Raw genomic sequence first — 24,096 nt, 5'->3', positions numbered from 1 at the left:
TCCTAACAAATCACACAATATCCTGGGTCATCCGCTAAATTCTCACTGGGATTCCTCCAATACCCCTCGTCTTCAATCAAATTATCCGCATTTTCTGGTCCCCAAGCTCCTGCAGCATAACCGTAGACACGAACATCTTTACCATTTTTCCAGTAGTTTAAAATAGGGTCTACAAACTCCCAAGCTGCTTCTACCTCATCGGCACGTGCATATAAGGTGGCATCTCCCTGCATGGCATCCAATAATAAACGTTCGTATGCTTCCATAACATAGGTTTCTGCCAAACTAGAGTAGTAAAAATCAAGGTTGGCACGTTCCACCTTAAACCCTTGTCCGGGAACTTTAACCCCGAACTTGATTAAGATTCCTTCATCAGGCTGGATACGGATAATCAATTTGTTATCCATTTCCTGCATTTCGGACCCTTTAAATATTTGGTGGTGCGGTTTTTTAAAATGAATTACAATTTCTGTCACCTTTGTAGGCATTCTTTTGGCCGTCCGCACATAAAACGGAACCCCATGCCAACGCCAGTTATCCACATAAAACTTGATGGCCGCATAGGTCTCCGTAGTAGAATTCGGGTCCACATCGTCTTCCTCTCTATATCCTTTCACTCTTTTACCGCCTACCTTAGAGGCAACATATTGTGCTCGAATCGTATTTTCAAAAAGTTCCTTTTCATCCGTCATAATACGCAAAGACTTTAAAGCCTTTACTTTTTCATTTCGGATTTCTTCGGCATCTGCACCAATCGGAGGCTCCATGACAACCAAAGAAACAATCTGCAACAAGTGATTCTGGAACATATCTCGCAAGGCCCCGGATTTATCATAATATCCCCCGCGCTTTTCTACACCAACACTTTCTGCATTGGTGATTTCTACATGTTGTATGTAATTACGATTCCAAAGCGGTTCAAAAATGCTATTCGAGAAACGAGTCACCAATAGGTTCTGGACGGTCTCTTTCCCTAAATAATGGTCGATTCTGTAAATCTGGTGCTCCTTAAAATAATTGTGAAGTCCCTTGTTCAACTTTTTAGCAGTCTCCAAACTATACCCAAAAGGTTTTTCCACAACCAATCTTTTCCATCCATTGTTTTGGGTATTCATACCCGCATCGGACAAATTGTGTGCTATAGTTTCGTATAATGTGGGAGGTGTAGAAAGGTAGTAAATGATGTTGCCCGAGACACTATGTTTTTCTTTTAAGGCCTCCACTCGCTTTCGCAATGCGCTATAATCCGTATCATAGCTATCTCCTAAGTCCTCGTAATAAAGTTTGTCCGCAAAGCTCTTTACTTCACTATCCTTGAGGTCTTTGGTTTTTTCTTTTAAATATTCACTTTCATAAACCACTCTGTCACGAAAAGCCTCATCCGATAGGTCGCTTCGGCTAACCCCCAAAACGACAAAATTTTCTGGCAATTGATTGGCCAAGTATAGATTAAATAAAGATGGCATTAGCTTTCTAGCTGTCAAATCACCCGATGCTCCAAAAATAACGAGCATCTGATTCTCTGTCTTTTTCATAGTATTTCCAATTTCTGGCAGATTCTGCCCATAAGAACAAAATACATTCAATATAGAGTCCTTATTTTTGAGCATCACGAATATAAGGTTTATTTTAGGTTCGTATTTCAAGAAATCACAACCTTAGGGTTGTCTTAACATCAAAAGAAGAAGAAAAATATATAATGGCAGATACGTATGATTTTGGCCTTGTGGGCCTTGGGGTAATGGGACGTAATTTTATTTTAAATGTGGCTGATAATGGTTTTACTGCATTTGGAAATGATTTGGATGAAGAAAAAGTAAACGCATTGATCAACGAAGGTGGTGATACCTCAAAAGTGAATGCCTCTTCGGATATAAAAACCTTTGTGCAGTCGTTGACCACTCCACGAAAAATTATGTTATTGGTGCCTGCTGGAAAAATTGTGGATAGCGTAATCGAAGGATTATTGCCCCACTTAGATGAAGGAGACATTATTATTGACGGTGGAAACTCATTTTATACCGATACGGATCGTCGTGAAGCATACTTAAAGGAAAAAGGCATCAACTTTTTCGGTGCTGGGGTTTCAGGCGGTGCCGAAGGGGCCCGAAAAGGTCCAAGTATTATGCCTGGTGGTTCCAAAGAAGCTTACCAGCATGTAAAACCCATTTTTGAAGCGGTTTCCGCAAAATATAAAGGAGAACCCTGTGTAGCGTATTTAGGGCCAAAATCCGCAGGAAATTACGTTAAAATGGTACACAATGGCATTGAATACGGTTTGATGCAGTTGACTTCCGAAATTTACGACCTGCTCAAAAAAGCGGGAGGACTCACCAATGGTGAACTGCACAAAACCTATGCGGCATGGAACGAAGGCCGTTTGCAGTCCTTTTTGGTGGAAATCACTTCGGAAATCTTTGAACAAAAAGATGATTTGACGGACAACGACCTTGTGGATATGATTCTGGACAAGGCCAAACAAAAGGGAACGGGAAAATGGACGTCCCAGAACGCCATGGATTTGGGTATCCCAGTACCAACCATCGATATTGCGGTGAGCATGCGTGAAATATCCGCCCTAAAATCCGAACGCGTCAAAGCGGATGAATTGTACGACCGCCCCACACCAAAAGCTGTGGACAAGGACGATTTTACGGTAAAAGCGGAGCAAGCATTGTATTTTGCCTTCATCATCACATACGCGCAGGGAATGCACCAATTGGCGGATGCCTCCAACGAGTATGGCTACGAGCTGGAACTCGGTGAAATTGCCAAAATTTGGCGAGCCGGTTGTATTATCCGTGCCGCGATGTTGGCCGATATTACCGAAGCCTACCAAGCTGATGAAAATTTACAGAACTTGTTGCTTTCCCCTTCTTTTGTGGAGAAAGTACAAAACACGGTGGATGCTGCAAGAGAATTGGTAAGCTACGGAGCTACCAACGGAATTCCATTACCCGGACTTTCCAATGCACTTACCTATTTTGATGCCTACACCAGTAGTCGTTTGCCCTTAAACTTGATTCAGGCACAACGGGACTATTTTGGCTCGCACACCTATGAGCGCATGGACCGCAAAGGTATTTTCCATACGGAGTGGGAGGGTTAAAATTTATTGAAATGAAAAACCTTGTTCTACTTCTAACTCTCACCCTAACCCTCTTGACCGCATCAGGCCAAAAGGAACCCTACGTCATCTACAACAGCAAAGGCAAAAAAGTCTCCTACAAAAGAATGTTGAAGACTTTGGGGGAAAAGGATATGGTTCTCTTCGGTGAGTTGCACAACAATCCTATTGCGCATTGGCTGCAATACGAGCTTACGGCTGACTTGCACGCCAAAAGACCACTTATTTTGGGTGCAGAAATGATCGAGGCCGACAACCAAGATGAACTCAATGATTATTTATCAAGTAAAATAGACTACAAAGCTCTGGATTCCACAGCACGGCTCTGGAACAACCATAAGACCGATTACGCCCCATTGGTTGATTTTGCAAAAGACAACAGCCTTGTTTTTGTGGCTTCTAACGTACCCAGGCGCTATGCCAGCATGGTGTACAAAGGTGGTTTTGAAGCTTTGGATTCACTTCCAGCGCAAGAAAAAGAATGGATTGCTCCTTTGCCCATTACTTACGATGCAGAATTGCCAGGATATCAAAATATACTAAAAATGATGGGCGACCACGGTAGTCCCACTTTGGTAATGGCCCAGGCCATCAAAGATGCTACTATGGCCCATTTTATACTTCAGAATTACAAGGAAGGTTCTTTGTTTTTGCATTACAATGGAGCCTACCATTCCAACGACTACGAGGGAATTCTTTGGTATTTGCAATTGGACCGCCCCGAATTGAAGTATAGTACCATTTCTACAGTAACGCAGGAAAATGTTCACAAGCTTGAAGATGAAAATAAGGATATTGCCGATTTTATTATCTGTGTAGATCAAAATATGACTACTACCTATTAATACGAACCGTCACCTCTAACTGTCGTCCTGACATTTAATCCATAAAACTACTTTTTCATTCGGATATTACAACAAGGGATAATTTGCTTATTTTTAAGAAACTAAATAACTAACCCTATGAAAAAACTACTAGGTACCCTGTTACTTTTTGTAGCCTCCGTTCCTTTGACCTTTGGTCAAGTAGAATCCAATCTAGAATTGTTGGATATCTTCAATATGGAATATGTTTCCGACCCACAGATTTCTCCCGATGGGTCCAAAATCGTTTACGTTCGGAATTTTAAGGATGTAATGACCGATCGCAATCTTTCCAACCTTTGGATTGTAAATTTTGATGGCTCCAACAACCGTCCGCTGACCACTGGAAACCACAATGACTTTGCTCCAAAATGGTCCCACGATGGCTCAAAAATCGTTTTTAAGTCCAATATGGCGGATGATAAAATGAGACTCTACCTTATGTGGTTGGACACCAAGGAAACCATGGCCTTGACCAATACACCTAAATCACCAGGGGCAGTGTCCTGGTCTTATGATGATAAATATGTAGCATTTAACATGTTTGTACCCGAAGCCAACAAATCCATTATAAAAATGCCCGGGAAACCAGAAGGTGCCAAATGGAACAAACCACCCAAGTATATTGATAAAATGAACTACCGCGGAGATGGTGCAGGCTACTACAAAGGAGGTAACTCTCAACTGTTTACATTGCCCATTAGTGGAGGCACTCCAAAGCAACTTACCTTCTCGGAATTTGACCACGGAGGTCCCATTTGGGCCAAGGATAATGTGCACCTATATTTTAGTGCCAATTTCCATAAAGATGAAGAGCAAGAACCTGCCGATAGCGAAATTTATCGTATCAACGTAAATGATGGTAAAATCACCTCTCTAACTGATCGCTATGGCCCTGACGGTCATCCAGTATTGTCTCCTGATGGCTCTAAAATCGCCTATTTGGGATATGATGACCAATTACAAGGCTATCAAATCACCCAACTATATGTGATGAATTCCGATGGGACAGATTCTAAATTGATTTCCGAGGATTTTGACCGCGATGTGGAAGACATGGCATGGAACAGTAAGGGCAATGGACTATATTTTAGTTATACCGACCAAGGTGTGGGCAAATTAGCCTCCATGAGCCTAACCGGTAAAGTTGATAATATTACTGAAGGACTTGGCGGTCTATCTTTGGGCAGACCTTATAACGCTGCCAGCTTTTCGGCTTCTTCCAACAACAAATTTGCATATACCCTAGGTGATACCAGCCATCCATCCGATCTAGGCGTCGCAGATACTCGAAGCACTAAGCGTTTGACTGCCGTAAACGATGACCTATTCTCCTTTAAAAAATTGGGAAAAGTTGAAGAAATGTGGTGGGAGTCCTCCTATGACCAGCGCAAAATTCAAGGTTGGGTGGTAACCCCTCCCGATTTTGACCCCTCCAAAAAATACCCGATGATTCTTGAGATACACGGTGGCCCGTTTACCAGTTATGGCGAAGTATATTCTGCTGAGATTCAAGCGTACGCCGCCGAGGGTTACGTCGTTCTTTACACCAATCCTCGTGGAAGTACCAGCTATGGTGAGGAATTCGGAAATTTAATTCATCACGACTATCCCAACCACGATTACGAAGATCTAATGTCGGGCGTTGATGCTCTACTCAAAAAAGGCTATGTCGATGAGGACCAGCTTTTTGTTACCGGTGGTTCCGGAGGTGGTGTGCTCACTGCTTGGATCGTGGGGAAAACAGACCGTTTTAAAGCAGCAGTAGTGGCCAAACCCGTCATTAACTGGACCAGTTTTGTGCTTTATGCAGATGGTGTTCAGTTTTTCTCCAAATATTGGTTCGGCAAAAAACCTTGGGAAGACCCAGAGAACTATAGGAGACGCTCTCCCCTAACCTATGTGGGCAATGTGACCACGCCTACCATGTTATTGACCGGGGAAGAAGATTACCGTACCCCCATTGCCGAATCGGAACAATTCTATGCAGCGCTAAAGCTAGAAAATGTGGAAACTGCCATGGTACGTATACCCGGAGCTGGTCACGGCATTGCCAACAAACCCAGTAATTTGATTGCCAAGATTGCCAGTGTACTGGCTTGGTTTGATAAATACAAGGACAAAGAATAGTGTAATCCATACGCATATATAAATAAAAAGAGCGCCCTCATGGAATTTTTCAGAACGGTCAAATTAAAAACTACGGAAGAAAATTTACACAGTTTTTTAACGCTGGCCAATCTGGACAAGATTAGCACAGAAATCTTCAATTTGGACGAACCCAGTGAAAAGGAAGCGCATATTGGTGGGATTTGGGGAGAATTTACATTGAGTAGAAGCAAAATAAAGGGAGGGTGTCGCTTTGCCTTACTGGAATGCCCTAATGCCCTATGTTGGACCATCACCACTGGTTATCCACCGAATCCTGAGTCCATTGTTATCCACTTGACCATCAATCGCACAGAAAAGGATGAAGAATTCATTGAAGAAATAACCGATGTTTTAGATGATATGTGCCATAATCTGAATCAATTTTTTTCACAAGAGAAAATTACCCACGACTAAGAATGTATATGTCCATCGTAGGTTGAAATCTTTATAAAAACATCTTTCAAACATTAAAAACCCCATTTACAAAAGTAAATGGGGTTTCACTTTGGGTAAATCAATAGCCAAGCCAGTAGGTAAAACTATCGATTTGGGGGTTTTAATTCCAGCCACCGCCCAAGGCGCGGTACATATTTACCTGAGCCAGCATCTGGTCCTTTTTGGTCTCCACCAGTTCCATGCGGGATTCCAACGCCTCACGTTGTGCCAAAAGCACTTCGATATATTCCACCCTAGCAGACTGGAACAAACGTGTGGACAGGTCTATGGATTCCGTTAATGCCTGTACTTGACCATCTTTCAATTCATAACTCTTCTTCAGATTATCGATATTGGATAACTGGTTTGCCACTTCGATATAGGCATTCAAAATGGTCTTTTCGTATTCGTACACCGCTTGCAACTGTCGAGCTGTAGCATTTTTATACTGCGCCTTGATTGCATTTCTGTTAATCAAAGGAGCTATCATATCTCCAATCGCAGAATACAAAACAGATTCTGGCGTAGTAGTAAGGTATTTAGTATCAAAAGCTTCCAGACCTAAACCTGCCTTAATTGTGAACTGTGGATAAAAATTGGCTTTAGCCGCTTTGGTATCCAACTTGGCCGCCGCCAATTCAAACTCGGCGCTACGCACATCGGGGCGGTTCTGTAACAATTGCGAAGGTATGCCCGCATAAATGGTATCAATGGATGTATCGATAAAGTTATCGGACTCTCTTTGAATATGCTGTGGTGAACGACCAATCAAAAAGTTCAATCGGTTTTCTACCTCCACTATTTCCTGTTGGATTTCATATTTATGGCTTCGGTTTTTCATTACCTCTGCCTGAAAACGCTTAACAGCCAATTCCGTGGCCCTTGCAGCTTGCTTTTGTAACTTAACCATTCGCAATGCATTCTGCTGAATCTCCAAGTTTTGGTCAATTATTACCATTTGATTGTCCAAAGCCATCAACTCATAATAGGAATCAGCAATTTCAGCTACCAGATTGGTCACCATAAAGTTCTTGCCTTCCACACTGGATAAATATTCGAAAACCGCAGCCTTTTTCTCATTGCGCAGTTTCTTCCAAACATCCAGTTCCCATGTTGCATAGGCCCCAACCATATAATTGGTCAGGGGCTCTGGGAACTCTTCGCCTTCCTTAACTTCCAGGTTCTTTTCCACGGCACCATGGCGGGTATATTCACCTACTTTTTCAACTTCCGCACCTGCTTGAAGGTTCACAAAGGGCAAATACTCACCCTTTTTGGCCTGAATTACATTCTTGGCCATATCTACTCGTTGCAACATAATGTTGAGCTCTTGGTTCTTTACAAGAGCAGTGTCAATAAGAGCAATGAGATTAGGATCCCTAAAAAAATCCTTCCACTGCACCAATCCAGTATTCACGGTGTCCACTGACTGGTTTTGGTAATTTTCAGGAACGGCGATGTTCTCGTCTCTGATTTCACGGGTTGGCACACAAGAATAAAAGGCCACCACCGCTATCATTCCAATTAAAAGTGATTTTCTATGCTTCATCTTGGTCACCATTTTTCTTTTTCTTTCCATTTCTTGTGGTCATTTTTTTCAAAAGTTTGTTCACCTCACGCAAACGAGCGCGCAATTTGCTTTCAGTGTCATTATTTTTGAAGAGCTCCTCTGACATTGGCTCATCATGTTCATCTTTAATAAGACTCTTGCCTTCGGCCATTTTTGCAAATACATAGTATAATCCTGGTATCAATAAAACACCGAAAATGGTTCCGATGAGCATACCTCCCAAGGCAGAACCACCAATGGTACGGTTACCAATGGCTCCTGCACCTGAAGCGACCACCAAGGGTATCAAACCGGCGATAAATGCAAAAGATGTCATTAAAATAGGCCTAAAACGTTGTTTGGAGCCTTCAATGGCTGCTTCCAGTATGGGCATGCCTTCTCTATGTTTTTGAACGGCAAACTCCACGATCAATACGGCATTTTTACCTAAAAGTCCCACTAGCATGATCATACCAATCTGGGCATATACATCATTGGACAATCCCATAACCTTCAACAACATAAAAGAACCAAACACCCCAACAGGAAGTGAAAGGATTACCGCCAATGGTAACAAGAAGCTTTCGTACTGGGCGGCCAACACTAAATACACGAATATGAGCACCACAATAAATATGTAAATGGATTCATTTCCGCGTTGCGCCTCATCATAGGAAAGTCCCTCCCAAGCAATATCGTAGCCTCGAGGCAAGGTTTGCTCCGCCACTTCTTTTATAGCACCAATCGCATCGCCACTGGTATACCCTGCTGCTGGTAATCCACGAATGGCTGCAGAATTGTAGAGGTTATATCGAGTTACCTCATTGGGACCCAGTTTTTTCTCCATGGTCATAAATGCAGAATAAGGAACCATTTCGCCTTCTTCGTTCTTTACAAAGAGTTTTTCCAAATCGGAAGGCAATCCACGATATTCCGGTGCTGCTTGAGTATATACCTTAAAGAATCGCCCAAAACGGATAAAACCTTGCTCATAGGTACTACCGATAAGAATGTTGAGGTTTTCCATTGCTCTTCCTATGGAAACTCCCTTCTGCATGGCGGCCTTATTATTGATTTTCAACTCATATTGCGGATAATTGGCGGCATAGAACGTAAACAAACCTGCCAGTTCCTTACGTTCTCGCAAGGCATCCATAAAATCGTTGTTGATTCGCTCAAACTCATGGTAATCGGTACCATTGGTCTTGTCCAACAAACGCATGGCAAAACCTCCAGAAGAACCAAAACCAGGAACTGCTGGTGGTTCAAAGTATTCGATTACCGCACCAAGGTCCTTGGTCTCTTCTTCCAACTCTTCCATGATCTCGTGGACTGAATGCTCCCGCTCTGACCATGGTTTTAGGTTGATGAGACAGGTACCTGCATTGGAACCACGACCCTCTGTCATGATTTCATACCCTGCCAAGGAGGAAACAGATTCTACTCCTTCGGTCTCTTCACAAATGGCTTGGAGTTTTCGGGCCACCTCATTGGTTCGTTCCAAAGTGGCACCCGGAGGGGTCTGGATAATGGCATAGATCATCCCTTGATCTTCATTGGGTATAAATCCGGCGGGCAACACTTGGTTGGTAAAGAAAATACCGGCACAGAATGCCAGCAAAAGTCCAAAAGTGACCACTCTTCGATTTACAATTTTGTTCAGCACCCCGACGTAGCGTCCCGTGAGTTTCTCGAACCTGCCATTAAACCAATCAATAAATCGGTTTACGGGAGATTTCCGTTTTGGTTTGCCATGGGTGTTCTTCAACATCATAGCACAGAGCACTGGAGTCAATGTGAGAGCTACTATAGCCGATATTACAATGGAACCTGCCATGGTGATGGAAAACTGCCTATAGAAAACCCCGACTGGTCCTGTCATGAAGGATATAGGGATAAACACCGAGGTCATTACCAAGGTAATGGCAATAATGGCCCCACCAATTTCACCCAATACCTCATAAGATGCTTTGTAGGGTGTGAGGTTTTCCTCTTCCATCTTCACGTGAACGGCCTCTACTACCACAATGGCGTTATCTACCACAATACCGATGGCCAATACGAGAGCAAACAGTGTAATCAGATTGATGGATAGTCCAAAGAGCTGCATCACAAAGAATGCACCAATAAGGGAGACGGGCACGGCAATAATCGGGATTAACGTAGAGCGCCAATCACCCAAGAACAAGAACACCACAATGGCCACCAAGATAAAGGCATCTCGAAGGGTATGCAGTACTTGATCAATTGAGGCATCCAAGAAATTGGATACATCATAACTGATCTTATAATCGATACCTGGTGGCATATCGGCCTCAAGTTCATCCAATTTTTCCTTAACGGATTTGATAACATCGCTACCGTTACTGCCAAAGGTCTGTTTTAATACTATGGATGCCGATGGTTTTCCATCCAAGTTGGAATAGATATCAAAGAACTCACTTCCGAGTTCCACATCGGCGACGTCCCCAAGTTTTAGGATTTCCCCATCTTCATTGGCTTTAATAATAATATCCTTGTATTGCTGCGGTTCATTATACCTGTTTTGATAAACCAAAACATATTCCAACGATTGTGCTTTCTTACCAGAACTTCTACCTAAACGTCCCGGCCTGGCCAGGATACTTTGCTCTTCCATGGCCTCCAGAATTTCTTCTGCAGAAACATTATAAGCTCGCATTCGGTCTGGTTTAAGCCAAACCCGCATGGCGAACTTACGGCTACCCAGAATCTTGGCACTTGCTATTCCATTTATCCGCTGGATTTCAGGAATCATTTTAGTGTATGCATAGTTGTACAAAAACTTTTCATCATTGTTCTTGGAGTCACTATACAGGTTAACATACATCAACATACTGGGCTGCACAGGAGTAATAACCACTCCTTCCCGTTGCACTAGTTCCGGTAATAACGGCATTACCTGGTCTACCCGGGTCTTTACCCGAACCACAGCTTGATTAGGGTCCGTTCCCGGTTCAAAGATTACCCTTAAGGTTCCTTCCCCTGCACTGGTTGCATCAGAAGCGATATACCGCATACCTTGCACCCCATTAATCGAGGTTTCCAAGGGAATTAGGGTGGATTTTACCAATACATCGGCACTAGAACCTGGATAGGCTATAAATATATTTACCGTTGTAGGCGCAATTTGGGGGAACTGCGATATGGGCAGTTGCTTTATGGCCAACAGTCCCGTAAACACAATTATGACCGAAATCACAATGGCCAATACAGGTCTGTGTATAAATTTTTTAAACATAATAACTAAAGATTATGGGATTGTTACTCAGTGTACAGCTCAAGATTGGACAGTATGGATTCCGGTTTCTCAAAATCGTAGTGAATTTTCTCTCCACTTTTAACCATACGGATGCCTTCCAAGAGCACTTTGTCATTTAACGAGAGTCCTTTTTCCACTACAAATAGGTGTGGAAGTTCGGCGCCTACCTCAATTTCACGCTGTTGTACTGTATCGTTCTCATCAATAACAAACACGTATTTCTTGTCCAGTACTTCAAAAGTTGCCTTTTGTGGAATAAGCATGGCTTTGTCCAACGGCACCCTCATTAAGATGCTTCCCGTTTCACCATGCCTTAAAATACCATCGGGGTTGGAAAAGGTTGCCCTAAAGGCAATGTTCCCTGTTTCGTGGTTGAATTCACCTTCAATGGTCTCAACGACACCGGGCTGGTTGAATTTTTTGTTGTTTGCCATCAAAAGTTCAACCTCTTGTTTTTCATCCTTTTTGGCACTAATGATATAATCCAGGTACTCGGACTCGGGAACATTAAAATAGACCCACATTTTGGAGTTATCGGAAAGGTTGGTCAATAGTTCTCCCTCATCCAAAAGGCTTCCTTCCCGTGCTTCCAGGTGGTCCATTATCCCATCGAACGGAGCTCGGATATCTGTAAACCCTAAATGGGTTTCCGCCAAACTAACCTCTGCTTTGGCCCTATCGTATTCTGCTTTGGCCATGGCCAGTTCGTTTGCAGATACTACATCGCCATCTGCCAAGAGTTTGGTGTTCTTGTATTCAATTTCAGCAACCTCTGCCTCTGCTTTGGCTTTTTGTAGATCGGCCTCGTACACATTGGGCATTATGTGGAACATTTGCTGTCCTTTTTTCACATGTTGCCCCTCATCCACATAAATATGCTGTAGGTATCCTTTTTCCAAAGCTCTAAGTTCAATGTGTCTAATGGAATGGATTTGACATACATAATCTTTAGTAATTGAAGTATCCTTTTGAATGGGACTTGATACCAGATACTTGGTTTCTTCCTTGTTTTCGTGTTTTTTGGATTCGCAACTTGTATAGCTCAATACCACAAACAAGCCGATGAAGATGGAAAATCTCCTCATAATTTTATTGGTTTAAAAATGTTTAGAAATGGTCAAGGGAAGTCCGAATCCGCATAAAGGGACCTACCCTTGGTTATTGATTGTTACCCAAAGGGTTGTAGAAGTTTGCGAAAGAACCCAAAGCTCAATTCACAAAAAGTAAAATTCTAAATTCGGAATACCTGAAATCTAACGTGCTTCTTTAAGGATGAAGCGGATTTGGGTCGTGACAACCCGCAATTGGTGTTAGATTCCAAAAACAATTGGCCCCAAGAAGGGTCAAAAAAATTGGCAGTCAAAGAACTGCCATACGTTAAAGAAAAACTATGTGATGCTACTTCTTCCTCACGTTCTTCTTGTTCTTCAATATCAATCTCTGCGCAATGCCTTTTCTCCAGGCCCAATTGTATCGCATTGAACGAAGCGTAGGAACGCTGATTTTCTAAATTTTGTAGATAACAGGCATTTTCGGCAAAGGAAGTTTCTTGCGAATCAGCATATAAATTAATGAACCCTCCCAATAACAGGATGAATAGAGGAAACACATATTTTGCAAATGCCTTTTTCATTTGGGGAACAAAACTAGCTTACCCAAACTATTCACACAAATAGTACTTGTTAATATTGGTTAAATTTTATTTATTGGCTATTATTCTTGATGAAAATTTTGTAAACACAGGTTAAAATCATAAATAAACAATCTGTGTTTTGAAATTCAGTTTCAAATACCATTTTATAAGAACACTATTTAAGTTAAAAAAGAAAATTCTATTTTGAAGACTACCGACCATCCACTACTCATCCATATGAGAAAATTTGTTTCTCTTGAAGATGCAGATTTCCCCAAAGTCCTTTCATATTTTGATGAACTTGATTTAAACAAAAAGGATTTAATAATGCAGGCAGGCAATTTATGTAGCCATACCTATTTTGTAATGGAAGGTTGTCTCCACATGTACTTTACTTCTAAGAAAGGGACTGAACGGACCGTTCAATTTGCATTGGAAGGATGGTGGTTGACGGATTTTTTGGCCCATCACAATCGAACTAACACCGATTTTAATATGCAAGCGGTAGAAAATACCAAAGTTCTATCAATTACTTACGGTAAACAAGAGCAATTGTACCGTGAGTTTCCCATACTTGAACGCTATTTCAGAATAATACATCAGATAGGATATGGAGCATCCTTACATAAAATGAAACACCTCTACGATTTGTCCAAAGAAGACATTTACCTTCAATTTACGGAGCATTTTCCTGAGTTTGCCCAGCGTGTACCCCAATATTTAATTGCTTCTTTTTTAGGTTTGACCCCTGAATATGTGAGTGAAATTCGGGCTAAAAAGCGTTCTTAAACCTGTTTAAGTTTTCTGTTTTTTCCCCTAGCTACCTTAGCATCAATCTAATAAAAAAATATAATCATGGAAACAAGAATTCAAATTGATGCATCGGAACCATTGGCCATTAAAGCTATGCTTGGGCTCGAAAATTACATCCAACAGAGTACGCTAGACAAGATCCACTATGAATTGATAAAAACAAGAGCCTCACAAATCAACAGGTGTTCCTTTTGCATAGACATGCACACTAAGGAAGCCATTAGAATGGGGGAAAAACCAAAGCGATTGTTTTTATTGGATGCTTGGTGGGAGACAGACCTGTTCTCTGAAGAAGAAAGAGTGATTTTAAAAGCTACTGAAGAAATCACCATGATCCATGAAAATGGATTGAGCCAAGAAACCTACCAAAAAGCCACAAAACTTTTTGATGAGCATTATTTCTCTCAAATCATCATGGCCATTGTAATTATAAATGCTTGGAACCGCATTGCAATAAGTACTCACAAACCTTTACAGAGTTAAACACTTGATGCAGTGAACCTCAAGAGGCCCAATTGGGCCTCTTGTTTTTATTCGAACCCATAAAATTCTATCTTAGTATTCCACAAAACATCAAAACTTTGCTATGGGAACCAGACTTACTTTTTTAGTTGTTTTGCTGACACTTTCATATACCTCATGTAGAAACTCCGAGGAAAAGAAAAACGGTTCGGACGCCATGGCCAAGGATTTTAATACCGTTGCGATCAATAATGAATATCAAATAAGTATCCCTCGTTTTATGCAAGGTACCACTGGGTTAAACGAAGAAGCTTCCTTGCAATATCAAAGTCTGCTCAAAGAGGCGTACCTTCTTGTTATTGACGAACCCAAAGCTGGTTTTGAGGAAGTATATCGGGACTTAAACCAATATGATGATGAACTTTCCATCATGCAGAATTATCGGGACGCCAGATTAAGAATACTTTCTCGAACTACAGAAATCAACCGTAAAACCAAACCAAAATCCATAAAAATACATGGGTTGGATGCTGAAACTATGGAGCTGGATGCCAATATAGAGGGGGTTGCCAACGAAATTTCCTATTTTTTGACCTTTGTTGAGGGTGGCGACAGGGTGTATATGATTATGGCATGGACCCTGAAAGACAAAAAGATGGAACATGAAAAAACCTTTAAAACGATTGCCGAATCTTTTGAACTAATTGATTAGGAAACCGCCTTAAAGGTTTATATTTTATTACCCATTGTGAGTTATGATCGAAATTCTGGTTCTCGATACGATTTTTCAAAAAAAATCACTCGAACTGACTAATTTCAAATCAAAAACCTATTCTCGATACAAAACTCCTTTGGAGTTTCACTCGAATCGATAGTTTTTTTGCACAGGAAACCTTTAAAATGCATAACATTTATGCCGTTGATATAATTTACTTGCTCAAATACATTTTTCTTCTTGCATACAAGTTGTAGAACTCATCATCTTTTAAACTATCAATGAACAAGATGCTCTCCCCTGTACTCTTCATCTCAGGCCCCAAGTTTTTGTTTACGTTAGGGAACTTGTTAAATGAGAACACCGGTTGTTTAATCGCATATCCGTCCAAATGCGGCTTAAAGTCAAAATCTTTGATTTTCTTATCACCCAACATTACTTTAGTAGCGTAGTTCACATAAGGTTCCTTGTATGCTTTCGCGATGAATGGAACCGTACGGGATGCCCTTGGGTTGGCCTCGATAATGTAAACAATATCATCTTTTATCGCAAACTGAATGTTGATCAATCCAACGGTGTTCAATGCCAAAGCAATCTTTTTGGTATGGTCTTTTATCTGTTGCATTACAAATTCACCAAGGTTAAATGGTGGTAAGGTAGCGTTCGAGTCTCCTGAATGGATTCCACAAGGCTCAATATGCTCCATAATTCCGATAATGTAGACATCTTCTCCATCACAAATGGCATCTGCCTCTGCTTCAATGGCACCATCCAAGTAATGGTCCAGCAACAATTTGTTGTTTGGTATCTTTCTCAACAAATCAACCACATGGGCTTCCAACTCCTCTTTGTTGATTACGATTTTCATGCCTTGTCCACCAAGAACATAGGATGGTCTCACCAATAATGGAAAGTTCAGCTCTTCGGCCAAGTCCAAGGCTTCATCTGCGGTTTCTGCTACCCCGAATCGTGGGTAAGGAATGTCATTTTCTTTCAATAGTGTGGAGAAACTTCCACGATCCTCGGCCAAATCCAAAGATTGGAAGCTTGTTCCAATGATGTTGATTCCGTATTTATCCAATTTTTCGGCAAGCTTTAATGCTGTTTGGCCTCCCAACTGAACAATTACACCTTCTGGTTTTTCGTGAAGGATAATATCGTAGATATGTTCCCAGAATACAGGCTCAAAATATAATTTGTCCGCCGTGTCAAAATCTGTAGAAACGGTTTCTGGATTACAGTTGATCATAATGGTTTCGTAACCGCATTCAGCTGCCGCCAAAACACCGTGCACACAACAGTAATCAAACTCGATTCCCTGACCGATTCGGTTGGGGCCCGAGCCTAGAACCACTACTTTCTTCTTATCCGTAACTACGCTATCGTTGGCTACGTATCGCTCACCTGCTGGTGTCTCGATCTCTTCCTCGAAAGTGGAATAGTAGTATGGCGTCACCGCTTTAAACTCTGCGGCACAGGTATCCACCAATTTATATACACGATTGATGTTCAAATCCATACGCTTGCTGTGCACTTCACTTTCCCAACAATCCAACATATGGGCGATTTGTCTATCGGCAAAACCTTTCTGCTTTGCTTCCAACAGCAATGCTTTCGGTAAGCTTTCTATGGTGTATTTTGATATTTCCATTTCCAAGAAGTGCAATTCCTCGTATTGTTTTAGGAACCACATATCTATCTTGGTGATTTCATGGATACGTTTTAATGGTATTCCGAGTTGAATGGCATCGTAAATCACAAATACTCTGTCCCAACTCGGTACTCTTAACTTTTCAATAATGGTTTCGTAGTCCTTGTATCCTTTTCCGTCAGCACCTAATCCATTTCGTTTGATTTCGAGCGATTGTGTGGCTTTGTGCAAAGCTTCCTGAAAGGATCGTCCGATACCCATCACCTCCCCGACAGACTTCATCTGAAGACCAAGGGTTCTGTCAGAACCTTCGAACTTATCAAAGTTCCAACGCGGTATTTTTACGATAACATAATCCAAAGTTGGCTCAAACAGGGCTGATGTAGACTTGGTAATTTGGTTGTCCAACTCATCCAATGTGTAGCCAATCGCCAATTTAGCAGCGATTTTTGCAATCGGATACCCTGTTGCCTTGGAAGCCAAAGCAGATGATCTGGAAACCCTTGGGTTAATCTCGATCGCAATAATATCCTCGTTCTCATCCGGACTTACGGCAAACTGTACATTACACCCTCCAGCGAAATCTCCTATACTTCGCATCATGTGAATGGCCATATCCCTCATGCGTTGGAACGTCCTGTCGGACAAGGTCATTGCGGGGGCTACGGTAATGGAATCTCCTGTGTGGATACCCATTGGGTCCATATTTTCGATGGTACAGATGATGACAACATTGTCGTTTTTATCACGTAGCAATTCCAACTCATACTCTTTCCAGCCCATCAAGGCCTTGTCGATCATTACCTCATGGATCGGAGAGACTTCCAGGCCATGGCTCAACATATCATCAAAATGTTCTGGATCATATACGATACCGGCACCGGCACCTCCTAGGGTAAAAGAAGCCCTGATAACCAATGGGAAACCAAACTCTTGCGCTATTTCCTTTCCTTTTAGGAACGATGTGGCGGAAGCCTGTGGCGGCATGCCCACACCTATTTTGAGCATCAACTCCCTAAACTTCTCACGGTCTTCTGTAATATTGATGGCATCGATGTCCACCCCGATGATCTCCACCCCAAAATCTTCCCAAATTCCTTTTTCATCGGCCTCAATACAAAGGTTTAATGCTGTTTGTCCGCCCATAGTAGGCAATACAGCATCAATATTTGGATGGTTTTTAAGTATTTCGACTATGGATTTGGTATTCAACGGTTTTAGATAAACATGGTCCGCCATGGTCGGATCCGTCATAATAGTGGCAGGGTTACTGTTTATCAAAATAGTTTCAATACCATCCTCCCGAAGCGACCTAAGTGCTTGGGAACCTGAATAATCGAACTCACATGCCTGACCGATAATGATTGGGCCAGAACCAATAATCAAAATGGAATTTAAATCTTTTCTTTTGGGCATCGTAATAGGAGGTTACTCGTTATTTGTTTATATGTCAAAAAAAAGGTGTTACCCAGAAAAGTAACACCTTTAATTTAAATAATAAATACTCTCATTATTTTTTATGTCTTGGCTCAGAGGAAACAGTTAATCTCTTTCTTCCCTTGGCTCTTCTTCTCGCAAGAACTTTTCTACCATTGGCAGTCGCCATGCGCTCCCTAAAACCATGCTTGTTTCTTCTCTTTCTTTTGGATGGTTGATACGTTCTTTTCATTTCCGAACTGTTTTATGGATTTTGATGTCGGGAAATTTGTTTTCCCTAAAAAATTCTGGGCGCAAATATACGAAGACTTTTTACTTTGGCAAGCCCAAACTTAAAATATTTAATTAAGTTTTTAGTACTTTTGCCAGCGCTTAACGTTAGGTAAAAATCACTAGACAATATGTTCAATAAAAATATCAAGCTTGTTATTGCCGTTCTTATCATTGCTTATGCCGTGTACCAGTTTGTGGAAGGCAATATTGGTAATGGAATTGCACTGATCTTGCTATCGCTCGTATTCATTTTTCTTTACTTTAGAAATGAGTTTATCCTTTTGGCCTTTCTTAAAATGAGAAAGCAGGATTTGGATGGCGTGCAACGGTGGCTTGATAAAATAAAGAATCCAGAAGCTGCTTTGATCAAAAAACAGCAAGGGTACTTTAACTACTTGCACGGTATCATCTATTCACAAAAAAACCTGACGCAGGCTGAAAAGTACTTTAAAAAGGCTTTGAAATTTGGTTTGACCATGGATTATGATGTAGCTATGGCCAAATTGAGCTTGGCGGGCATTGCCATGCAAAAGCGTAGAAAGCGTGAGGCCACCCAATTGTTAAAAGAGGCCAAGAAGCTGGATAAAAACAACATGCTTACCGACCAGATCAAGATGATGCAGCAGCAGATGAAGAAGATTTAGCGGGTTCTCCTACCATAAATTTGCTTTTTATTCTTGGTTGATTATCCATCAAACCAAACATGGTATTGGTCATTTCCGATTGGAATTTTAACCAGAAAAATACTAACTTCACTTATCGGTCGATATAATTCATTTAAAAACGAATCATATCTTTAAACGTTAGCAAACATTTGAAAAAAACATTCATCATATTAGTATTTGGGATTTTGACTAATAACCTAATTGGTCAAGAAATAAGTTCTGAAAAGGAAGTTCTTTCTGAATATATGTTCAAAAAAGAAACAAGAAAACCTAATAAACTAAAATGGAACGAAATAGAATTGGATAGTTTAGTTTTATATAATAACGGAGCATTTAATCGAACATATGCTTATGAATTCCACCAAATAATATACTCGGAATTTAAAGGAAGTTGGAAAATTCAAAATGACACTCTGAATCTAAAAATAAAATACAGAAAACTAGGTAAAGCAAATAAAACTTGGAATGAGTTCAATTCCCATTTTATGTACAAAATTAAAAGAACAAAATTAGTTCCTATTTATAATTACAATATAGATGATTTTTTCGAACTCAATATCAATGAATTATATACAACCAGAAAATTGAAACTGATAAAAAAATAAAAACGTTTGCTAACAATGTATAACCGCAATTACGGCGGATTCGACTACGTCCGAATCCACTCGGAATTGCTAACATCAGTTCTTAACCGAAAATCATTAACTTTAATCCCGTAACTGACGGTTATACGAGACCGATAAGTGGCAATACAGCCAAAAAGCACTTTTTGACCCCTCTTCAATTTGAATCAGAAAAAACTAACTTCAACTACTTGTGCCCGACTTGTTTCGCTATCGTCTACTAAAAATCGTAGCATCGATGTTATCTGAAATAGCTTATATAAAGCGAAACAAAAAAGATTATATACTTTATTTCGCTCGATAATACTTTCATAGCCCCAATTATTCTTATAAACACATCATATAAGCTGTAATGGCATCTTTCTCGTCTTTGGTCAAATCTAACTCTAGAACGATATTAAAAAACTCAGTAGCATCGTCCAAAGTAGGCAATCTATCATCATGAAGGTAAGGTGGTGAATCTTTAATACCTCTCAAAGGAAAAGTTTTGATCGGTCCTTCGGGCCGACCTTTATAAAATCGCTCTACTTTTAAATCGTGCATATAATCATCCACAAAAGCGGGACCATAGTGACATTGGACACATTTGGCCTTCCCACGGAACAACTCCTGCCCCAACAGTTCTTGCTTGGTAGATTTTTCGGGAATCAGGTTCCCCATACCATCGAGTTTAGGTGCTGGTGGAAAATCAAGGATGGAATTAAAGTCTCCCATACGATTAGTTACTTCTCTCTTTTGGCTACGAGGACCAATGTGCTGTTGCATGCCCGGATCACCATCAAAATATTCCTCAACCTCTGCAAAGTGGTCCATACTGCGTATAGATCGTTTGGAGGACAACTGCATCAAATTGTAATTTCCGCGCATGGTCGGTGTTCCCACTCTTAACCTTGCCAAGTTGGGACGACTATCCGGACCAAGCTCAAAGGCACCATTGGTATGCCCGTTTACGTGACATGAAAAACAGGCTACCCCAGCACTGGGAGCCTCGGTCACCCTATGGGTGGTATGATTGAACCAAGTGGTTGGAGATGGACGCAACAATTCCTTTAATCCCTCCATTTGTTCCGGAGTAAGAAGACCGTTGAAAATCTCGTAGTAATTGGCAATGGTCACCTCCCTGCCTTTGGTTACATCACCCAACTCCTTGTGGGTTGTCAAAAACATCGGGGGTGGGAACTCGGGTAGGTATTCCACTGGAAAGTCATGATCCACATCGATTCTGACGTGTTCCGGATGGGCTTCGTTCCAATTATCCGGAAACACCATATGGGCGGTTGATGCCAAAGGATGAGCCAAAGGTTTAAAAGGAAATAAATCCTTTTCCCTAATCTCCAATGCAGTAAGTTCGGACAATTCTTCAAAGGACTTGACTCCTTTAGGTAATCTGGTAATCGGCCCTTTCATGATTGGATTTCTTCCTCCAGACATGAACTTCCCTTCATATACCTCACCGTTGAAATCGTAACGTGAATTCATATATTCCCTCACATCTGCCATAAGTTCTGGCTTCTGCTTTTTATTAAAGGCCAACCATTCTTCCCACGACATGCGTAGATCAGGAGTTGTGAACGATGTTTTTCCCTTTCCCCCATATCGCCAAAGATCAAAAGGGGTACGCTCTCCTTTTTTTACTTTAGGAAATGCCAATAGAGAATCAACATGACCAGGACCGAGGTCATAATCCGGTTCAACATAATCCGAAATCACCACTCCGGGAGATTGTAGCAAGTGTAATTGATCGTTTACCATCTGAAAACCAGCCAAAACCAGCCCTGCAAAAAGACAAATGGCAATAATTCTTTTCTTCATAATTTATATTCCCTAAAATTTCAAGTGCATAATTATACTACTTTTCTTAAAAAAATCATAAAATTACCATAGTTAATATTAGTTCAAAAAGATTTAATGCTATTACCGTATAATTTTAACGTCCATTTCCATGAATTCTCAAGAGGGTAATAGCCATTGTTCTGCGTAGTTTCCTTAAAATAATCAAATCGATAAACAGCTAAACAATGTATCTATACATTTGTATATTTTTATGCTTTTTAGACCGCATTAGATATGTACTATCCCTTAAACCTAAATGGTGTCAATATCCATCCCCTATTTGGAGATTTCCTAAAAGGAAAGCCCTATATCTTTGATTTTTCATCCAACAATCCCAAAACATTGGAATACCCTTTATCTGATTTCGAGCAGTTCAATGCCATGATTTTTGAAGAGCTGGATACCTCTTCGCACCAATGGGGCATTGGCAAATACCTGGAAGAACGGAAAACCCTTCTCAGGGATTACCCCAATATTATTGAAGAAAAACGTTATTATCATCTCGGTCTGGATATTGTGGTGCCTTATAATACCCCAATGTTTTCTCCCCTGGATGCCGAGGTATATAAAACAGGAAAAGAGACCGTGGTTGGCAATTATGGCGGTTACATCATACTAAAACACCAAATCAATGCAGTGGTCTTTTATTCTCTCTATGGACACCTAAAAACTCCACATTTAGTTAAGGTTGGAGAAAAAATTAAAGCAGGTCAAGTGTTTGCACACATAGGACAAGAAAGTGATAGTGGTGGTTGGTTTTGCCATGTGCACTTACAAATTCTAACCCAAGAAGCCATTGACGAAGGTTATACGGATTGGGGATACATTTCGCCAGAATTACTGCCCAAAGTGGAAACGTATTTCCCTTCTCCATATTTTCTGTTCAAGTATTAAAAAAGAACCTTCCGTACACTCACCCATGCCCTTTGTTCAGAGTTTAGATAGTGTATTTTTTTATAAAAGCCTACGTTGCAGGCCAATCCATCAATTGGTATGGGGCATTGGTCAATTGACATTTGTTTCAATCCCTAAGTATTAGAAACTTACGTCAAGTTTGCCACACCTCAGTCAGTAATATATCCAATTGATGTGTGGTGTTGGAAGTGTAACAATCCGAGAAACAACTTATCCTTATTGCTAAATTATAAGTATGTCAAAAAATATTGTCCCTGTTATTTTAGTCTTTTTGCTTATTGCATCCTGTCAACAGCAAACAAGCAAAACAAATCCATCGGTCAATGGAACTTGGGAATCCATCGGTTCGGGTTGGGTTTTACAAGTTAAAGACAGTGCGGAATATGAAATGTACGACATCACATCAATTTCCTGTTTGCCAAACAAAAAAGGAAAATTTGAAGAATTGGAGAAGTCATTGACCATAGCAAACGATACATTACAATTAAAAAAAGGGGTGATTACCTATAAATTCAAAAGAAGAAACAATTTGCCCGAATTATGCCAAAACTTATCCAACAAAAATAATAACGATCCCTTTTACAATTTTGAAGTTTTTGCAGAGACGGTAAAAGCGCATTATGCGTTTTTTGAACTGAACAACCTGCAGTGGGACCAAATTTACAAACAACAAAAAAATAAATTAACAGAACAATCAACAGATGTTGAACTTTATCAGGTCATTAAAGAAACATTTGGGCTTTTAAAAGACAATCACGGCTTTATTGAAGCTACCGATGAAGTATACAATGTACTGGAAAACCCCTCTGAGCAAGAAGAAAAAACAGAACCGGACAAATTACCGGAGTATGGTGATTTTACGGTGGCACAAATGGTGTCAGAACATCATATGGAAGAGGAAATGACGAAAGATTCTTGGCTAATCCAATGGGGCAAATTCGCAGATGGGATTGGTTATATCCAAATTAAAGCCATGTGGCTATTTGCCGATTTAGACGTCCCCCAACAATTAATAGATGATATGGGTTATGTTGATGCTTATGTGGAGACTTTCCAAAAAATGTACGAAGGAGACTATATTGAAAAAGAAGTAGCTGGCGCGTCGAAAATAATGGATAATGTAATGAAAGATCTTTCTAAAATGGAATCCATTATTATAGATGTCCGGTTTAATGGAGGTGGTCAAGATGCCGTTAGTTTTGAAATATTGAGCCGGTTCATTTTAAATGAAAAACTACAAGTGGCCATACAAAAATTAAGACATGAAAATCAATTTACATCCGTTCTTCCTCTGTACATAAAAGGTAAAAAGGATGCTTTCACCAAACCTATTTATGTGTTGACATCCCAACAGACTGCTAGTGCCGCTGAAGCTTTTTCCATAGCAACGATGGCAATGGACAACGCCAAAAGAATCGGCTCTGCTACTTCGGGTGCTTTGTCAACCGCTTTGGAAAAAACGCTCCCTAATGGATGGCCGTTCGCCATTTCCAATGAAATTTATATGGATACGAACGGAAAAAGTTATGAAAACATAGGAATACCGGTGAATCACAACTTGAACTACCCGAAGGACCGACAAACCTTTTTTAGAAGCGTGGCAAATGATTTAGATGCTGATAAAAAAAGTATTATCCGAGCCATCAATGCACTCCAACAAAACTAGTTCTT

At 40.7% G+C, this 24,096-nt stretch carries 19 protein-coding genes; 11 read left to right on the top strand and 8 right to left on the bottom strand.

Going from position 1 to position 24,096, the window contains the following annotated elements; translation table 11 throughout:
* Positions 1–2: 2 nt before the first annotated feature.
* The gene (gene zwf, locus ACQQ5U_RS01100; protein WP_437395077.1) at positions 3–1,535 is read right to left on the bottom strand and encodes a glucose-6-phosphate dehydrogenase; all 1,533 of its coding nucleotides are present in this window, start codon (positions 1,533–1,535) and stop codon (positions 3–5) included.
* A gap of 164 nt (positions 1,536–1,699) precedes the next feature.
* On the opposite strand from zwf, the gene gndA reads away from it, so the two are divergent.
* The 4 genes from gndA to ACQQ5U_RS01080 all read left to right on the top strand — a co-directional run bounded on the left by gndA (position 1,700) and on the right by ACQQ5U_RS01080 (position 6,555).
* Complete coding sequence (gene gndA / locus ACQQ5U_RS01095) at positions 1,700–3,109, top strand: NADP-dependent phosphogluconate dehydrogenase (RefSeq protein WP_437395076.1); 1,410 nt, start codon at positions 1,700–1,702, stop codon at positions 3,107–3,109.
* Positions 3,110–3,120: 11 nt separating this feature from the next.
* Positions 3,121–3,972 (top strand): ChaN family lipoprotein, encoded by an 852-nt coding sequence (locus ACQQ5U_RS01090; RefSeq protein WP_437395075.1) that lies wholly within the window; start codon positions 3,121–3,123, stop codon positions 3,970–3,972.
* Between the two features lie 117 nt (positions 3,973–4,089).
* Entirely contained in the window at positions 4,090–6,120 is a 2,031-nt protein-coding gene (locus tag ACQQ5U_RS01085) for a S9 family peptidase (RefSeq protein WP_437395074.1), read from the top strand.
* 39 nt (positions 6,121–6,159) lie between these two features.
* Positions 6,160–6,555, top strand: a complete 396-nt coding sequence (locus ACQQ5U_RS01080; RefSeq protein ID WP_437395073.1) for a hypothetical protein — start codon at positions 6,160–6,162, stop codon at positions 6,553–6,555.
* A gap of 142 nt (positions 6,556–6,697) precedes the next feature.
* Here the strand turns inward: ACQQ5U_RS01080 and ACQQ5U_RS01075 are convergent, their stop codons facing one another.
* The 4 genes from ACQQ5U_RS01075 to ACQQ5U_RS01060 all read right to left on the bottom strand — a co-directional run bounded on the left by ACQQ5U_RS01075 (position 6,698) and on the right by ACQQ5U_RS01060 (position 13,038).
* Entirely contained in the window at positions 6,698–8,155 is a 1,458-nt protein-coding gene (locus ACQQ5U_RS01075; protein WP_437395072.1) for a TolC family protein, read from the bottom strand.
* The gene (locus ACQQ5U_RS01070) at positions 8,115–11,384 is read right to left on the bottom strand and encodes an efflux RND transporter permease subunit (protein WP_437395071.1); all 3,270 of its coding nucleotides are present in this window, start codon (positions 11,382–11,384) and stop codon (positions 8,115–8,117) included. Before ACQQ5U_RS01070 ends, ACQQ5U_RS01075 begins: the two co-directional genes overlap by 41 nt.
* Before the next feature lie 23 nt (positions 11,385–11,407).
* Complete coding sequence (locus ACQQ5U_RS01065) at positions 11,408–12,490, bottom strand: efflux RND transporter periplasmic adaptor subunit (RefSeq protein WP_437395070.1); 1,083 nt, start codon at positions 12,488–12,490, stop codon at positions 11,408–11,410.
* A gap of 146 nt (positions 12,491–12,636) precedes the next feature.
* Positions 12,637–13,038 carry a hypothetical protein gene (locus ACQQ5U_RS01060; protein WP_437395069.1) on the bottom strand — a complete coding sequence of 134 codons (402 nt, stop codon included), beginning with the start codon at positions 13,036–13,038 and terminating at the stop codon, positions 12,637–12,639.
* A 237-nt stretch (positions 13,039–13,275) separates the two neighbouring features.
* On the opposite strand from ACQQ5U_RS01060, the gene ACQQ5U_RS01055 reads away from it, so the two are divergent.
* The 3 genes from ACQQ5U_RS01055 to ACQQ5U_RS01045 all read left to right on the top strand — a co-directional run bounded on the left by ACQQ5U_RS01055 (position 13,276) and on the right by ACQQ5U_RS01045 (position 15,025).
* Positions 13,276–13,827, top strand: coding sequence for a Crp/Fnr family transcriptional regulator (locus ACQQ5U_RS01055; protein WP_437395068.1), 552 nt, complete (start codon positions 13,276–13,278; stop codon positions 13,825–13,827).
* 66 nt (positions 13,828–13,893) lie between these two features.
* Positions 13,894–14,334 carry a carboxymuconolactone decarboxylase family protein gene (locus tag ACQQ5U_RS01050; RefSeq protein ID WP_437395067.1) on the top strand — a complete coding sequence of 147 codons (441 nt, stop codon included), beginning with the start codon at positions 13,894–13,896 and terminating at the stop codon, positions 14,332–14,334.
* Between the two features lie 103 nt (positions 14,335–14,437).
* Positions 14,438–15,025 carry a hypothetical protein gene (locus ACQQ5U_RS01045; protein ID WP_437395066.1) on the top strand — a complete coding sequence of 196 codons (588 nt, stop codon included), beginning with the start codon at positions 14,438–14,440 and terminating at the stop codon, positions 15,023–15,025.
* Positions 15,026–15,242: 217 nt separating this feature from the next.
* Here ACQQ5U_RS01045 and carB read toward each other — a convergent pair whose 3' ends face one another.
* Entirely contained in the window at positions 15,243–18,095 is a 2,853-nt protein-coding gene (gene carB / locus ACQQ5U_RS01040; RefSeq protein WP_437395065.1) for a carbamoyl-phosphate synthase large subunit, read from the bottom strand.
* Between the two features lie 94 nt (positions 18,096–18,189).
* Positions 18,190–18,348, bottom strand: a complete 159-nt coding sequence (gene rpmH, locus ACQQ5U_RS01035) for a 50S ribosomal protein L34 (RefSeq protein ID WP_072882462.1) — start codon at positions 18,346–18,348, stop codon at positions 18,190–18,192.
* Positions 18,349–18,517: 169 nt separating this feature from the next.
* On the opposite strand from rpmH, the gene ACQQ5U_RS01030 reads away from it, so the two are divergent.
* Positions 18,518–19,033: a DUF2892 domain-containing protein gene (locus tag ACQQ5U_RS01030; RefSeq protein ID WP_119608127.1), complete on the top strand. Its 516-nt coding sequence runs from the start codon at positions 18,518–18,520 to the stop codon at positions 19,031–19,033.
* 170 nt (positions 19,034–19,203) lie between these two features.
* Positions 19,204–19,659, top strand: coding sequence for a hypothetical protein (locus tag ACQQ5U_RS01025; protein ID WP_146035242.1), 456 nt, complete (start codon positions 19,204–19,206; stop codon positions 19,657–19,659).
* A gap of 345 nt (positions 19,660–20,004) precedes the next feature.
* On the opposite strand, the gene ACQQ5U_RS01020 is transcribed toward ACQQ5U_RS01025, so the two are convergent.
* Entirely contained in the window at positions 20,005–21,489 is a 1,485-nt protein-coding gene (locus ACQQ5U_RS01020; RefSeq protein WP_437395064.1) for a cytochrome C, read from the bottom strand.
* A 255-nt stretch (positions 21,490–21,744) separates the two neighbouring features.
* Here ACQQ5U_RS01020 and ACQQ5U_RS01015 point away from each other — a divergent pair, with 255 nt between their 5' ends.
* Positions 21,745–22,404, top strand: coding sequence for a peptidoglycan DD-metalloendopeptidase family protein (locus ACQQ5U_RS01015; RefSeq protein ID WP_437395063.1), 660 nt, complete (start codon positions 21,745–21,747; stop codon positions 22,402–22,404).
* A 256-nt stretch (positions 22,405–22,660) separates the two neighbouring features.
* Positions 22,661–24,091 carry a S41 family peptidase gene (locus tag ACQQ5U_RS01010; protein ID WP_437395062.1) on the top strand — a complete coding sequence of 477 codons (1,431 nt, stop codon included), beginning with the start codon at positions 22,661–22,663 and terminating at the stop codon, positions 24,089–24,091.
* Positions 24,092–24,096 lie beyond the last annotated feature (5 nt).

It is taken from the genome of Flagellimonas lutimaris (genome assembly GCF_051494225.1).
GTDB lineage: Bacteria > Bacteroidota > Bacteroidia > Flavobacteriales > Flavobacteriaceae > Flagellimonas > Flagellimonas lutimaris_A.
Note: the sequence above shows the minus strand (reverse complement) of the source record. Positions and strands in the feature narration are given on the sequence as shown.